This is a genomic window from Pseudoneobacillus rhizosphaerae (assembly GCF_917563885.1).
Classification (GTDB): domain Bacteria; phylum Bacillota; class Bacilli; order Bacillales; family Cytobacillaceae; genus Pseudoneobacillus; species Pseudoneobacillus rhizosphaerae.
The window spans coordinates 25299-39939 of record NZ_CAKJTG010000025.1; the positions used below are offsets into that span (position 1 = coordinate 25299).

Below are 14641 nucleotides of genomic sequence, written 5' to 3' on the forward strand. Positions count from 1 at the left end.
ATCTTAATTAACTTTAATCTCTATTTAAAGCTATTTTCGTACAATATATCTTTTTTTACATTAAACGTCAAAAATTTCATTAAAACAATTTCAATTTTAGTGAAAAAGATGTAAAAGAGCATAAGCTTTTTAGTAGCTTATGCCCACTTTTTTGTTAAATATTATTTAATCGCTGCTTCAAGAGCAACCTCAATCATGCTATTAAAGGTTACTTGACGTTCTTCTGAAGTCGTCTCTTCACCTGTAAGAATATGGTCACTTACAGTTAAAACAGATAATGCTTTTCTACCAAATTTTGCAGCTAGAGTATATAACGCTGTTGTTTCCATTTCTATTGCAAGAATCCCATATTGTGCCCATTTTTCATGCTCAGCATTATCATTATAAAATTGATCTGCGGTAAATACATTCCCAACTTTTAAGTTTAACCCTTTTTCTAAACCTGCATCATATGCATTTTTTAATAACTCAAAATCAGCAGTAGGTGCAAAATCAACTCCACCGAATGTTAATCTGTTCATTTGGGAGTCTGTAGATGAAGTCATGGCTAAAATGACATCTCTTACTTTCACATCCTTTTGAATAGCACCACAAGTTCCTACACGGATTAACTGTTGAACATTATAGCTTTGCATTAACTCATTAATATAAATTGAAATAGAAGGAACGCCCATTCCAGTTCCTTGTACTGAAATTCTTTTACCTTTATATGTACCTGTATATCCGAACATGTTTCGGACTTCATTATAAAGTGTTGCCCCTTCTAGAAATGTTTCTGCGATATATTTCGCACGAAGTGGGTCACCAGGTAATAATACCGTTTCTGCTATTTCATTTTCTTTTGCTCCAATATGAATACTCATTTTTCTTCCTCCATTCGCCAAACAATTAGTTGTCAGACTTCCTACTTTAATAATATACCACAATCCATTAACCCAAAAAACAATCTCAGCATTTTTTTGTTCCTTATGGAAATGCTAACTATAGATTATCCAAAGGAGGGGTTCTACATGCCTAAACAGAAAATGAGTAAAAAACTTCAACAAGCTGTTCAACATGCAAATGAAACTAATCCAACTTCCCGCTCGGGAGGAAACCTACCAATGAATCGAGATAAAATGAAAAATCCTAAATAAGGAGGAATAAAAAAAATGGGTAAAAAACATCGTGCTCGCGTTAACGGACAAAAAAAGAATAACCATATTCCTGCTGAAGCGATTGTAGCAGAACATGAGGCACATGCAAAAGAACATAATGCAACTGGTAGAAAACGTTAAAAAAAACACCCCGAAGTGGCTACCGCTTCGAGGTGTTTTTTTATTTGATTATCGTACTTGAATTCGATTGATTTTCTTCCATCCACCTGTTTGTAACTGGTAATAATGCTTTCCAAACCAGCCTTCATCTATCATAATAATATCACCAGTTCGTATATAAGTTCCCTCATAATCAGCTGGGATTCGATCAGCCACATTAAACAATCTGAAGGTACGATCAAGGACATCATGATGACTATTGCCTATTAACGATGTTCTATACACCGCCTTATACCCCTTTTGTTGTAAAAATTGAGGTGCCTGAAAAATCGTTACGTCATAAGAATGATTCAATAATTTTAGTTTTGCTTTTAACAACAAGTACCACCCCTATTTTTGTAATTGTCTAACAACTAAATTAGAGATGAGACTTGTCGAATCCTTTATCAAATTTATTCTATTTTTGTCGGTAATCAAATATTTTTCGACAAACAACCAAGTTTTTAGTCAATTTCTCCTAAAACACTTCCAAAATAAGGAAAAGGATGCCCAAAAATAACAATTAACGGGTTCTCTTTTAGAGTACAAAATCATAAATACCAGTACAAATAATGGACTACAAAGCATGGTGATTTTCATCATGTTTTTGTGCTTCTGAATATTATCCGTGATATTTAAAAATCGTAATATTTGGAATTACACTAACAGTTTAAGATGGGCAATCAGATCAACCAACATCCACTCTGATTAATAGGCGGATAAATTCCGCTTATTTAGTCAAAAGCATTGAAAATGGCTTAAATAGACGGAGATATTCCGCCTATTGACAGGTAAAACATGAAAATGGGGGATTTTGCTTGGCATAAGCGGAAAAACTTCGCTTATTTAGCCCGAAACGTGCTCCATTCTGATTATAAGCGGAAAAACTCCGCTTATTTTGTCCGAAGCGTGCTCCATTCTAAATATTACCGGAAAATTTCCGTTTATTTTACTTTCGCTGGTTTTGGCTAGCTTTTGGTACAAATTGCTGATATTAACTAAATAAATATCCCCCCAATTAGTGCTACCTAAAAGTAACAACTATTCAGGGGGTTATTTAATACACAATTTATTTTTCCCGCTTCAGTCCTACAAGAATTTTTGCTTGAATCTTGTAAAATCAGCCTTATTCTTTGATGAATTCCCTTGTGCTTCTCACTGTATCAATAGGGCGAACTAATTTTTCTATTTGTTCACGTTTAGGCTCTAAGAATGGAGGTAAAGATAATTTTTCTCCAAGGGTTTCGTATGGTTCATCTCCCATAAAGCCAGGACCATCGGTAGCAAACTCAAATAAAATTTGTGGTGCAACTCTTGCGTATAGTGACTCAAAGAAATGACGATTTACATAACCGGACGTAGAGAATCCGAAACTACTCAATCGCTCCGTCCATTCATCTAATACCGTGCGATCCTCTACACGGAATGCCGCATGGTGTACCGTTCCATAACCTTGTCGAGCTTGAGGAAGAATCGCATTATATTCAACAATGACTGAGGCTCCATTTCCGCCTTCACCTACTTCAAATAAATGGAATGATTCTTCCTGAGCAGTCTCTTTAAATAATAGGACTTTTTCAAGCATTTCTTTAAAATAATCAAAGTTCGCAATTCGAACAAAAACAGGACCTAATCCAGTAATCGCATATTCCAGTGGTATCGGACCCTTTTGCCAAGGTGTACCTGATTCTACACCTTTATTAACTTCATCTGATATTAATTGATATTGTTGATCATCAAAATCAACGAAAGAGAGAGTTTTCTTGCCAAATTGCTCTTTAATTCCAGTATGCTGAACCTCTAAACGATCAAAACGTTTTACCCAATACTCTAATGCTGCATCAGTTGGTACACGGAAAGAGGTTTTTGAAATCTCGTTTGTCCCATGTACACCTTTTGGAATGCCTGGGAAGTCAAAGAACGTCATGTCTGTTCCCGCGCTACCTTTATCATCAGCAAAGAATAAATGATAGGTTTGAATGTCATCTTGATTGACTGTCTTTTTTACTAAACGCATTCCTAGAACATTTGTGAAAAAATCATAGTTCTTTTCTGCACTACTTGTAATAGCTGTTACGTGGTGTACCCCTTTTAAATAGTTCATTTTATTTTCCTCCTAGGAAATTCAAATTTAATAGTAGCTTGGTTTGATTGATATGATGCTAATCGTATGATAATTAATACTCCTCAATGGGTTTTAAATTTTCTTCAATTTCAGCTCTACGTTCTTCTAAAAATGGTGGTAAATCTAATTTTTCACCCAATGTTTCTATGTCTCCATCGATAGTAAAGCCTGGCCCATCGGTTGCAATTTCAAATAGAATCCCGTTTGATTCACGGAAATATAGGCTCTTAAAATAGAAGCGATCCACTATGCCAGATGAATGGAAGCCACGGGTTCGCACTTGCTCTTCCCAATAGGTAAGCTCCTCTTCGTTTTTTACCCGAATGGCTAAATGATGTATACTGCCACGACCTGGTTTTTCAGACGGACCGTCTAAATATTTCACGACGATTTCTCCAAAAACCTCTCCTTTAATGGATTGAAAAATCACTTCGTCATCTGTACGGCTTATCTCTGTATAGCCAAACATATCTGTAAGTGTGCTTGCTAGTCTATCAAGTCTTCGTACCGTTATTTCCACTGATCCCATGCCTTGAATTTGATGTTCGACAGGTACCTCCGATTTCTCCCATGTTTCCCAGTGCTCAACCTTCTCTCCGTTTGAAACAATCAGTACCAGGCGAAGCCCTTCAGGATCCTCAAATTTCAAGGCAGGATGATTGGAATAAGTAGTAATGTCACTATGCTTTACTCCATATTCCTCAAGTCTTGCTTTCCAATAATGCAAACTGTCCTCTGAAGGAACCAATAATCCGATTCTAGTAATGGCATTTGTACCACGATAAGTTTTCCCCACAAGTGGAATTTCAAAAAATGATAGTTCAGTTCCTGGGCTACCTGTTTTATCTCCATAAAACAAGTGATACATGGATGGGTCATCTTGATTCACCGTTACTTTTACACGACGTAAACCAAGCACATGTCGGTAAAAGTGATTATTTAGACTTGCGTTTTTTGTAATCATTGAAATGTGATGATGTCCTGGAATTTTAAACATAGATCATTCCTCCATTTTCAATTTACTAGTCAAGTGATAAGTAAAAAAATTAGTAGCCTAGCAATTATCACAAGTATTAGAGCTCTTAATTCTCTATTTTATTTTCAGTGTTTTTTTGTAATTTAGTCATAAGCATATATAGTGATTTCTGCTCTTCCTCTGTCAAACACTCATTGACAATAGACGTTTGGAAAGTAAGCTGGTGTTCAAAAACCTCATGCATTTTATCTTCCCCTTTTGTAGTAAGGGTAATCCATTTGGTTTTCCAGTCCTGCTTACGCTGTATATATCCCTCTTGCTCTAGTCGAGTGAGCATACGTGAAATTCCACCCTCCGACACAGTTACTTTAACAGCAAGTTGACTTTGCGTGATTGGCTGATAGGTAGAAATCTGATTTAATACATCAAACTGTGCAGCTGTAATACCAAACGGCTTTAAGAATTCATTCGATAATAGATTACTTTGATGCGTAAAACGAGCAATACGCAACCAGATAAGTGAACCAAGTGTATTTTTTCTCAATAGGATTCACATCCTTTCGTTACTATCACTTTACATCTCAAGTGAATAAAACGCAAGAGAAATATCTCGAATTAAGGATATTTTTTAGTTTTTAGTCAGATGACCCACCTTAAGGTTTGGGAGACTAGAGTGGGTCCGCTCCTATCAGTTGGGAGATCAAATAATCAGCCCATCCGATTAATAGACGGAAAAATTTCTCTTAATTAGAAAATAACATTAAAAATAGCTTTAATAGACGGAGAGATTCCGTCTATTGGATCGAAAAACATAAAAATGGAGGATTATGCTTGGCTTAGCCGGAAAACCTACCCTTATTTAGCCCGAAACATGCTCTATTCTGAATCTTACCGGAAAAGCTCCGTCTATTTTTACGTTAGCTGTACCTTATTTATCCGAGCTCCCGATTGCAACTATTTTATGTTAAAAATAATACCCTTTATTAAATTTATCGAATTAATAACAACCTTTTAACTAACAGCATCATAAACCTTTTATATCAATAAAGAATAGCATGCTAAATCAATTACGTTTTAACATCTTTGCCCATTTTTGGAGAATTTGATTCCCTTTTTGATAACAAGGTGATATCATATTGGTATCAAAACAATTTCATTCAGAATGGGAGTGTGATCATTGTATGAGAGAAAAAGAGATTTTCAAGATGAATGGTTTTTTAGGGGCTGGGGTTGTTCTCCTTTTAGGGTTGGCTGCTGTATATTTGTTTAGACAATTTGTCCTTTATGAAAATCCAGCTACAATTATTGGATTTGTAGTTCTTGCTCTTATCATTGTTGTTTTGCTAAGTGGGTTTACGATTATTCAGCCAAACCAAGCCAAGGTGTTCACCTTATTTGGCTCCTATTTAGGCGTAATTAAAAAGGAAGGCTTTTGGTTCTCTGTCCCGTTATCATTACGCAAAAATGTCTCACTACGAGTATTAAACTTTAACAGCGATAAACTAAAGGTTAATGATCTTGAAGGAAATCCGATTGAAATTGCAGCAGTTGTGGTTTATAAGGTGGTTGATTCTGCAAAGGCTGTGTTTGATGTAGAAGATTATCGAGGTTTCGTTCATACCCAAAGCGAGACGGGAGTACGACACATTGCGAGTCAGTATCCCTATGATAATTTTAATAATGATTATGAAATTTCCTTGCGTCAGCATTCCGATGAAGTGGGCGATGAGCTGACAAAGGACTTGCAGAAACGCCTACATGTGGCTGGTGTTGAAATTATTGAGGCACGAATCATGCATTTGGCTTATTCGAGCGAAATTGCTTCGTCCATGTTACAGCGTCAACAGGCTAAAGCTGTTCTTGCTGCTAGAAAGGTGATTGTCGATGGCGCGGTTTTAATGGTAAAATCGGCAATAGAGCAATTAAGCATTGAAGGTGTCGTCGATTTAGACGATGAAAAGAAGGCCCAAATGGTAAATAATCTAATGGTTGCGCTTGTATCTGATAAAGGAAATCAACCGATTGTTAATACGGGTAGTATTTATTAAGGTCGTGATGGTGTGGCTGAAAAAAAGAAATTTTTACTTAGAATTGACCAGAAAACCTATGATGCCCTTGAAAAATGGGCCAGTGACGAACTACGGAGTGTAAATGCCCAAATTGAGGTTCTTTTAAAAAAGGCTATTAAGGATGCTGGAAGACGGTCAAATGATGAGTAGTTGCTACGGCTCATAAAGTATTGCTATCGATTTTCCATGTTGAATGAACACTCTTAAAATATTGACGCGATTTCCAAACATAGTTACTGTTTCTTTCATTAGACGTTAATGGCTCAGTCCTACTCGGACTGAGCCATTTTATGTGAGCTTGTAAATGTATTATCCAAATCTAATCCATTACCCAATTTTTGAAGTCATCTCGAATATAAAAATTGGTTTATTCTCATTATCCCAAATATGCTTTCTTTAGTTCCACAAGATCAAATTTCTTCATTTTAAGAAAAGCATTCGTTACGCGCTTAAGCTGCTCCGGTGTGCCCTTGCTCATCATCTCGTCCATTTCACTTGGAACAATTTGCCAGGATACACCAAACTTATCTTTCAGCCAACCACATTGCTCGGCTTCTGGAACTGCAGAGAGCTTTTCCCAGTAGTAATCAATCTCTTCTTGTGTGTCGCAATAGACCACAAATGAGATTGCTTCGTTAAAACTGAATTTGTGCTTATGTGCACTATCCATTGCGGCAAACCACTGATTTTCAAGCATAAAATCTGAGAACATGATTGTTCCTTCTTTGTCAGGTTCCATGCCTTTAGAGTAGCGAGTTATAAGTCCCTGCTTTGCATTCTTAAATACAGATAAATAATAAGTAATTGCTTCTTCCGCATTTATCGCCCACAAATAAAAGTGATGGCACTAATGACGGCCGATCTTCACCTTCTAGATTGGTAAGGTTTAATTGCCAGGACAATCCAAACTTATCTTGAATCCAGCCATACCTCTCACTTGAAGGATACCTATCAAGTGGCATTAACACTGTGCCACCTTCGGACAATTTGTTCCAAACCTCATTTAATTTTTCACTCGCGTCTTTTTCTCGCGAACGGTCAAAATTAACTATGAAAGATACCGAAGGATTGACCTTGAAATACGGTCCCGCGCTGATTGCCATGAATTTCTGACCACAAAGTTCAAAAGTGACAATATCGGAATCTCCTGATGGTGTGTCGCGGATCGTTGTTACATCTGTAATTTTTGAGTCTGGGAAAATGGAAGCGTAAAACTCGGCAGCTTCCTCTACCTCCTTGTCATACCATAAATGCGGTACGATTTTTTGATTTGTATTTGACAAAGCTATTCCTCCCCCATTTTTTTCGAATAAATATTTCGAAAAGAAATAAGTTTATAGATCCATTTTATCCATGAAATTAGTGCTCGAACCATCGTCCCTCTGTACTATTTCATTATAGCTTTTTTCAAACAAACGTTTGATTGAATTTAAGATAAGTATTTCATTTTAAATGGTTCAATTAACCCATACAAATATCTACATTTTCCGCGCTTTATACTGATATAATATCCAGCTAGGGATTATTGACCGATATCCCTTTTGCCAATGACACTTTAAGCTCCTATCATTAAACCCTCATTAAGGTATTTCTCTTTTCCAACTAGTTGGTCTATAATGACTTTGGGGGTGAGGATATGGCTCGGGAACGAAAATTTTCGACCGATGAATTATTTCAAGCTACTAAGCTTTTATTATTGAAACATGGTTATGAGGGATTTACCTTCAGTTTGTTGGCTGATTATTTACATGTCTCCCGTGGGGCTATTTATAAATATTATGAGAACAAAGAAGAGTTAATTTCTGAGTTCATGCTTTATGAAATGAATGAGTTCCTCCTTGATATAAAGGGGATTGAACAGATTGATGGCTTTCAAGACCAACTAGATTTCCTAATAAGAATTATGTTCAAGAATGAAAAAATTCAGCAATTAATTGAAATGGGTAAAGAAATTCCGAAAAGTACCAACGAAAAGGCTCGAGTAAATAAAGAAAAATTAGATATGCTCCATCTTCAGATGTATCATAATTTACAAGGATTCGTCCTCAAAGGTAAAGAGGAAAAGAAACTAAATGCCTCCATTCCAGACGGACTGATACTAGGGTACATTTTCCAGTCTGTGGCTATACCTAATCATTTTGACATACCACAAACAGAATGGGTCGATTCGATTAAGGAAATGATCTGTCATGGAATTCTCAAAAGATAGTAATTGACACTTCTGTTACTTTTAATAGATAATTAATTTTGACTAACATGTCAATTTATTTTCCCCTAAAGTGACACTTGTGTTACTTTGTTTCACCAATAAACAAAAAGGAGACGTCAAGAATGAGAAATCTCTTACAATCAATTACTGACTGGGTTTCAACGAAAAAAGGCATGTGGATTACTTTAGCAGTATGGTTAGTTGTCACCGTTGGCCTTTCGCTTTTTGCTCCAAATGCAAAGGATTATGAGGTTTCGAGAATTGTTTCCCTTCCGGAAGACGCACAATCCGTGATTGCTCAAAACAAGGTTGATGAGTATTTTAAAGATACAAATGGAACACCCGGTATATTGGTTTTCCAATCGAAGGAAGGAAGTCTTGAGCCAACAACTCTTGTGGACATATACAATCGAATAGAAGAAGCAAAGATCCCAGGAGTTGAGCAGGTTATACCTTTAGCATCCTTACCGCCTCAAGCGATACAAGGATTTTTCTCTGAAGATCAAACGACAGCATTAATTCCAATCATCTTTGACGCCGCTTTAGAGACAAAAGAAATTGGTGAATCTAAGAACCAAATTATTGAAATAGTGGAAGAGGGCTCTGATGTTACATTATACGTTACAGGTCCCGCTGGTATTGCAACAGATTCACTTGATTTATTTTCAAGGGCAGATCTTGTCTTAATATTTTCAACTGTTGGATTAATTTTGCTCTTATTAATTGTTATTTATCGTTCACCGCTTTTAGCCTTTATCCCGCTTTTGGCAGCTGTGTTTGTTTATCAAGTCGTCATGCAGCTTCTTGGAATATTGGGTAAATCCGGTCTTGCATTAAGTAACCAAACGATATCGATTATGTCGATCCTTTTATTTGCCGCCGTTATTGATTATTCACTTTTTGTTTTTTCCCGTTTCCGTGAAGAACTGAAAAATTATGAGAGCAAGTTTGATGCGATGAAAGAAGCCATGAGGGAAACAGGTTTGCCTGTCTTCTTTTCAGGAGGTACCGTTCTAGCTGCTATGCTTGTTCTCTTCTTTGCAGAGTTAGGCGATTATCGTAACTTTGCACCAACCTTTGCTACTACCATGGTCGTTATTATGATTGCCTCGGTTACACTTGTGCCAGCTTTATTTACTTTATTTGGTCGTAAATCGTTTTGGCCAAAGGTACCTAAAGTCGGAAGTGAAAAAGTTAAGGACAGCTCTTTCTGGAGTAAAATCGGAAAATTCGTTGTTAAAAAACCAGGTCTTGCTGTTGCTGTTGTTAGTGCGATACTGCTGTTATCTGCAGCCAATATGTTTAATTTAAAATACGAATTTGATACGATGAAATCATTCCCTGAAGATATGCCTTCACGCCAAGGCTATGAGATCATTGAGGAAAAGTTCGACAAAGGTGATCTTGCCCCAACAACGGTCGTGTTTGAGGCGAAGGATTCCTTAACGAAGGAAGAACAAGAGTCATTGAGAGCTCAATTACTTGAGGAGCCGTTGGTGAATGACGTTCGATTAAATAGCTCAGCCGACAATGACAGGGTATTATCGTACACCCTTACTTTTAAAGAAGGACCATACGATGTGAAAACCATTGATGCCTTGGAAGAAATGATCAAGCGTTCCGAGGATATTGTCGATGGTGCTAATTTAGATGGCGACCTTTATTTTGCTGGAGAAACAGCAAGTAAAGTTGATGACCGCCAAGCCAATAATAAGGATGTCATCGTGATTGTCCTTCTTGAGACTTTATTAATTTTTGTGATGTTGGTCGTCCTAACAAAGTCCTTCAAAATGCCAATTTATATGATGGGAACGATTTTAATTTCATTCCTTGCTGCATTAGGTTTAGGCATGTTTTTATCCAATTTATTCTTTGATATCGATACGATTGCTAACAGAGTGCCTCTCTATGCATTCGTCTTCCTAGTTGCCCTAGGAATTGACTACAATATTATTCTAATCTCAAGATACCAGGAAGAGAGAAGAAAGCATTCTGTTAAAAAGGCAGTAGAAATTGCGGTAGCAAACACGGGTGGCGTCATTTCATCAGCTGGGCTCATTTTAGCAGCAACCTTTGCTGTATTAATGACTCAACCGGTTCAATTGCTATTTGTCTTCGGCTTTATTGTGGCAGTCGGCATTCTATTAGATACATTCTTAATTCGTGGCGTTTTGTTGCCGGGGTTAATTGTATTTTTTGAAAAGGATAAAGCAGTGAGTAAGAATAAGTAAAAAGAACCGATATAACCTATTAAGCATGGTGATTAGCAATTTAATCATCATGCTTTTGTGCTTCTGAATATTATCCGTGATATTTCAAAGTCGTAATAATTGGAATTACACTAACAGTTTAAGATGGGAGCATCAGATAAACACCAAATCTGTTAAATAGACGGAAAAATTCCGCTTATTTAGTCAAAAGCATTGAAAATAGCTAAAATAGACGGAGATATTCCGCCTATTGACAGGTAAAACATGAAAATGGGGGATTTTGCTTGGCTTAAGCGGAAAAACTCCTCTTATTTAGCCCGAAACTTGCTCCATTCTGAAAATAGCCGGAAAAACTCCGCTTATTTCTTTCGCTTGTTACTAAATAAGAAGAAAAAGGCTTCTTTCTCAAGGATGCATCTATTTTGTGAACAAAAATCTGCCATTCCTATCAAATTTAATGACTGTTCTTTACAGCTGGTTTTGTCCTCAATAGTAATCAACAGAATTATCATAAGTCTTGAATAATTAAGTTAAATCTACATAACCTACAATTATTTAGGGGGCAACAAAATGGGAACATGTGAGCTTTGCGGGCGAGAGAATGTTGAAACCACCATCCATCATCTACTGCCTAAAGAAATGGGTGGAACCTTCGGAGCTACGGCCACTCTTTGTATTCCTTGTCACAAACAAATCCATGCCCTTTACACTAATCATGAAATTGCTGCCCGACTAACGACCATCGACGATTTAAAAAGTGATAATCAACTATCCCGTTTTCTTAAGTGGATTCGTAAGCAACCTTCAACGAAAATAATGAAAATTAAAAAGTCTAATGAACGAAAAAGAAAGTAAGCGCGGATAACTACCACCTAGTGTAGCGAACATTCCAGCCACATCTTTGGAGTATGATTTTCGGTCCTCTTTAATATAAATTAAACGCAAATCCACAGGAACACCGCTGTTTTCCAAATAGCAAATGATATGAGGCGGGAAATTCTTGGTTGACCCGTTGAACCTCTATCGCAAATTCTTCACTGTCATTTGGTACTCGTGAAAAAGAAGTAATAGGATTCGGGCTAATAAAAGGTTCAAAACAACATGTAGAGGTATCAGGGGAATTTGATTCTGATTCAGCTATTTCTCTCATGGTCATACCACCTATAAATTAATTTCAAGGATTGTATGATAATTTGATTTCATTTGGAACCCTTCTAGTATACATGGGTCAAGGGGTAACTGAACTATACCCCTCTGTCCCATCCACTACATCCTAGGAATCCATCCTATTTCTCCGGAAAACTTTTTAACGAGGATATACCCTTCACATTCATTATCTACAATCAAGACTTTTTCGCCCTGGGTTACGGATAAGAATGTTGTGCTAAGGTCATCTTTGCAGCGGACATTTTCTTCTTCCATTACTAGGTATTCATTTTTAATCCATTGTTGGATTCCTAGTTTCGTATTTTCACAGAGGGTGAAGTAGTCATCTCTACTAATCACTTTCATATCGTAATTAGGATATGTAACTGTACCAACTCTTCCAGTTAGATCTTGATGGTCTTTTGGTATGACCATTTCCACTGTCAATTCGTCTACATAGGTAAAGGTATACGTACCATTTTCAAAAATTAGAGCATTTAGTTGCCCGTCTTGTTTAATCTGATTTCCCCCATCAATGGAAATAATTTTTTTATGTAGGTCAATGATTGGATTGTTGGAACTCACTTGCGCTGAGCGATAATTAACAACTGGCCAGTGGCCAACAATTACCGGTTTAGTGGCATGGTGATTTTTTTCTAAAAACTCTTGACCATATAAAGCATATTTTTCATCAGTGTCCTGCCAATTTTGAATGTCCTCCACTCCAGCGTGAATGACGATAAAATCCTCTGTTTCATAAGCAACCGGAAGTGATTCTAACCAGTTTAATACCTCTTGAAAGTTTTCTCGATAAAAACTACCTAACTCTTGTAAATTGTCAAAATCATCAATTGATTTTTGATACTTGTTTAGCATTTCATTTAAAATGGAGTTCTTTCTTTGCTTGATATAAGGAATAATCCCTTCAACTCCATTAAATACATAACGAAACACGACATCACAATTTCCTTTTGTTATGTAAATACGATTGGATTGCTCTGACATATTACGCACATACTCAACTACCTCAAGACTATTTGGCCCCTTTTCACAAAGGTCACCATCGATAAACAAATAATCGTCCTCTGTATAATTTACTTTCTTTAATAATTTCTTAAACAAAGATAAATGAGCATGGATATCTGAAACGACAATTACACGTTTCGACTTATCTAGCTGCAATTTTCGTATATTAATCATTATTATCTCCTGAATAGTTAATTAATTTGAATTATATTATACTCTTTCCATCCCTGCTGCGCTATTGATGCTGTTTTCCCCTTAACTCTTTCAATGAGTAGAAGGTACCTCTCCACTCTATGCCGCCTTTGATATAGGTTAAGGCTACAGCCCGAATGGTTGAGTAAAGGAAAATGGTTGTCGTGATTGGGTAAACAACCAGTTTCCACAGAGAATAACTGCTCATTTTTACAATGGTTACTCCATATAAGGCTAGAAAAATTATTAGGAAGATAGCACTCAATAGTTGAACCGCGTAGTCTGTCGAAAATAGAGTAAAAATCGGCAAAAAATGAGAGATAAGAATAGTGGTTATCGCAAACACCGTGACAGCAAGAGAATAGTTGAACCCAGCAAAGGTATTTTTCTCTAAACCTTTAATTGCCTCCTTTAAAGAAGGATACCATTCCACCCATAGTTGATTAACTCCCGAGAGAAAACGCTGTTTGTAACCGTTTTGTTTTATGACTTGTCCTAGCTTTAAATCATCATCGGGGCGGTTTTTAATCCCTTCATGTGTTCCAATTTGCTCGTAAACATCCCTTTTGATAAGATTAAATGCTCCGATTCCCATACCACCTTTTCTTGAATGGTCATGGTTAGCGGTCCATGGCCGTTTGAACACACTAAATCCATAAAGAAAATAGCTGATAAATGCTTGAAGCCAGAATCCTTTAGCCTGAAGGTCGGGAGCAATGGTCACATGATCCACCGTTTGAGCCTTCATATAGGTAAGAGCCTTACTAATAGTGTCTTTTTCGAAGTGAATGTCGGCATCGGCAAATAATAAAAACGACCCGGAAGCCACTTGATACCCTTTGTATAGGGCATGGTTCTTTCCAAGCCAACCACTTGGTAATGTTTCAATATGTATCGGAACCATTCGTTCATGTCGCCTTGCTAACTTGTTGATTATCAAGCCGGTTGCATCTGTGGAACGATCGTTTACCACAATCAATTCTAGCTCGCTATGAGTTTGGTTCAGTAGTGATAACATCGTCATCTCTACCGACTTTTCCTCATTCCTCGCTGCTATAATAACCGAGACTTTCTCATCATTTGCTAGGGGTTCGACAGCAGATAATGGTAGAACAGTTTGAATTCCTCTCCATGTATCAAGAAAAATGATTATTCCAATGATCATCATGATACTTAATATCCAAATCATGTCTACGCCCTCCTATCATCGATTCCGGGTTCTTACTTTATATTACCACAAAAAAAAAGCGGCCCACCCTAAATGGCAAATGGCCATTCAGTTAACCGCCCTACAATCCCTAAACATGCACCCAAAAAATTTCTTCTTTGTGCAATGGTGGTAGTTTTAACTGCTAAAATCATCAAAGAATCATCGGTCACCTACCTCAAGCAT

Annotated in this window: 15 protein-coding genes and 1 pseudogene; 7 read left to right on the top strand and 9 right to left on the bottom strand. The window is 36.9% G+C overall.

The genetic code is table 11. From position 1 onward, the window contains the following. Nucleotides 1–161: 161 nt before the first annotated feature. Entirely contained in the window at nt 162–863 is a 702-nt protein-coding gene (gene deoD, locus LRP83_RS18160) for a purine-nucleoside phosphorylase (RefSeq protein WP_230498122.1), read from the bottom strand. Nucleotides 864–1010: 147 nt separating this feature from the next. Here deoD and LRP83_RS23235 point away from each other — a divergent pair, with 147 nt between their 5' ends. Both LRP83_RS23235 and LRP83_RS23240 read left to right on the top strand, forming a co-directional pair. Next, the gene (locus LRP83_RS23235; protein WP_290369579.1) at nt 1011–1136 is read left to right on the top strand and encodes a hypothetical protein; all 126 of its coding nucleotides are present in this window, start codon (nt 1011–1013) and stop codon (nt 1134–1136) included. Nucleotides 1137–1151: 15 nt separating this feature from the next. Further along, entirely contained in the window at nt 1152–1277 is a 126-nt protein-coding gene (locus tag LRP83_RS23240) for a hypothetical protein (RefSeq protein WP_290369580.1), read from the top strand. A gap of 48 nt (nt 1278–1325) precedes the next feature. Here the strand turns inward: LRP83_RS23240 and LRP83_RS18165 are convergent, their stop codons facing one another. From LRP83_RS18165 to LRP83_RS18180, 4 genes are all read right to left on the bottom strand, one after another. After that, nucleotides 1326–1634, bottom strand: coding sequence for a YodL domain-containing protein (locus LRP83_RS18165; protein WP_230498123.1), 309 nt, complete (start codon nt 1632–1634; stop codon nt 1326–1328). Between the two features lie 787 nt (nt 1635–2421). Beyond that, nucleotides 2422–3399, bottom strand: coding sequence for a ring-cleaving dioxygenase (locus LRP83_RS18170; protein WP_230498124.1), 978 nt, complete (start codon nt 3397–3399; stop codon nt 2422–2424). A gap of 73 nt (nt 3400–3472) precedes the next feature. Then, a complete protein-coding gene (locus tag LRP83_RS18175; protein WP_230498125.1) occupies nt 3473–4417 on the bottom strand; it encodes a ring-cleaving dioxygenase in 945 nt (314 codons plus the stop codon). Between the two features lie 85 nt (nt 4418–4502). Next, a complete protein-coding gene (locus LRP83_RS18180) occupies nt 4503–4940 on the bottom strand; it encodes a MarR family winged helix-turn-helix transcriptional regulator (RefSeq protein WP_230498126.1) in 438 nt (145 codons plus the stop codon). 637 nt (nt 4941–5577) lie between these two features. On the opposite strand from LRP83_RS18180, the gene LRP83_RS18185 reads away from it, so the two are divergent. Together LRP83_RS18185 and LRP83_RS18190 are read left to right on the top strand one after the other, a co-directional pair. Continuing rightward, nucleotides 5578–6444, top strand: a complete 867-nt coding sequence (locus LRP83_RS18185; RefSeq protein WP_230498127.1) for an SPFH domain-containing protein — start codon at nt 5578–5580, stop codon at nt 6442–6444. A 12-nt stretch (nt 6445–6456) separates the two neighbouring features. Beyond that, nucleotides 6457–6615, top strand: coding sequence for a type II toxin-antitoxin system antitoxin (locus LRP83_RS18190; protein ID WP_230498128.1), 159 nt, complete (start codon nt 6457–6459; stop codon nt 6613–6615). 226 nt (nt 6616–6841) lie between these two features. Here LRP83_RS18190 and LRP83_RS18195 read toward each other — a convergent pair. Continuing rightward, nucleotides 6842–7748, bottom strand: a pseudogene (locus LRP83_RS18195) (VOC family protein). A 353-nt stretch (nt 7749–8101) separates the two neighbouring features. Between LRP83_RS18195 and LRP83_RS18200 the strand changes: the two are divergent. From LRP83_RS18200 to hlpB, 3 genes are all read left to right on the top strand, one after another. Continuing rightward, entirely contained in the window at nt 8102–8674 is a 573-nt protein-coding gene (locus tag LRP83_RS18200) for a TetR/AcrR family transcriptional regulator (RefSeq protein WP_230498129.1), read from the top strand. 122 nt (nt 8675–8796) lie between these two features. Beyond that, on the top strand, nt 8797–10905 hold the full coding sequence (locus LRP83_RS18205) for an MMPL family transporter (protein WP_230498130.1): 2109 nt from the start codon (nt 8797–8799) through the stop codon (nt 10903–10905). Between the two features lie 549 nt (nt 10906–11454). Beyond that, nucleotides 11455–11739, top strand: a complete 285-nt coding sequence (gene hlpB, locus LRP83_RS18210) for an HNH nuclease-like protein HlpB (protein WP_230498131.1) — start codon at nt 11455–11457, stop codon at nt 11737–11739. 70 nt (nt 11740–11809) lie between these two features. Here the strand turns inward: hlpB and LRP83_RS18215 are convergent, their stop codons facing one another. The 3 genes from LRP83_RS18215 to LRP83_RS18225 form a co-directional block, all read right to left on the bottom strand. Then, nucleotides 11810–12034, bottom strand: coding sequence for a hypothetical protein (locus tag LRP83_RS18215; protein ID WP_230498132.1), 225 nt, complete (start codon nt 12032–12034; stop codon nt 11810–11812). Between the two features lie 116 nt (nt 12035–12150). Further along, nucleotides 12151–13230: a metallophosphoesterase gene (locus LRP83_RS18220; protein WP_230498133.1), complete on the bottom strand. Its 1080-nt coding sequence runs from the start codon at nt 13228–13230 to the stop codon at nt 12151–12153. Between the two features lie 61 nt (nt 13231–13291). Next, nucleotides 13292–14437: a glycosyltransferase family 2 protein gene (locus LRP83_RS18225; RefSeq protein WP_230498134.1), complete on the bottom strand. Its 1146-nt coding sequence runs from the start codon at nt 14435–14437 to the stop codon at nt 13292–13294. Nucleotides 14438–14641 lie beyond the last annotated feature (204 nt).

Excerpts from the sequence above, each read along its gene's own strand:
- LRP83_RS18205 (WP_230498130.1), top strand. The coding sequence starts at position 8,797 with ATGAGAAATCTCTTACAATCAATTACTGACTGGGTTTCAACGAAAAAA.
- LRP83_RS18185 (WP_230498127.1), top strand. The coding sequence starts at position 5,578 with ATGAGAGAAAAAGAGATTTTCAAGATGAATGGTTTTTTAGGGGCTGGG.
- LRP83_RS18225 (WP_230498134.1), bottom strand. The coding sequence starts at position 14,437 with ATGATTTGGATATTAAGTATCATGATGATCATTGGAATAATCATTTTT.
- LRP83_RS18220 (WP_230498133.1), bottom strand. The coding sequence starts at position 13,230 with ATGATTAATATACGAAAATTGCAGCTAGATAAGTCGAAACGTGTAATT.
- LRP83_RS18215 (WP_230498132.1), bottom strand. The coding sequence starts at position 12,034 with ATGAGAGAAATAGCTGAATCAGAATCAAATTCCCCTGATACCTCTACA.
- deoD (WP_230498122.1), bottom strand. The coding sequence starts at position 863 with ATGAGTATTCATATTGGAGCAAAAGAAAATGAAATAGCAGAAACGGTA.
- LRP83_RS23235 (WP_290369579.1), top strand. The coding sequence starts at position 1,011 with ATGCCTAAACAGAAAATGAGTAAAAAACTTCAACAAGCTGTTCAACAT.
- hlpB (WP_230498131.1), top strand. The coding sequence starts at position 11,455 with ATGGGAACATGTGAGCTTTGCGGGCGAGAGAATGTTGAAACCACCATC.
- LRP83_RS18170 (WP_230498124.1), bottom strand. The coding sequence starts at position 3,399 with ATGAACTATTTAAAAGGGGTACACCACGTAACAGCTATTACAAGTAGT.
- LRP83_RS23240 (WP_290369580.1), top strand. The coding sequence starts at position 1,152 with ATGGGTAAAAAACATCGTGCTCGCGTTAACGGACAAAAAAAGAATAAC.
- LRP83_RS18175 (WP_230498125.1), bottom strand. The coding sequence starts at position 4,417 with ATGTTTAAAATTCCAGGACATCATCACATTTCAATGATTACAAAAAAC.
- LRP83_RS18200 (WP_230498129.1), top strand. The coding sequence starts at position 8,102 with ATGGCTCGGGAACGAAAATTTTCGACCGATGAATTATTTCAAGCTACT.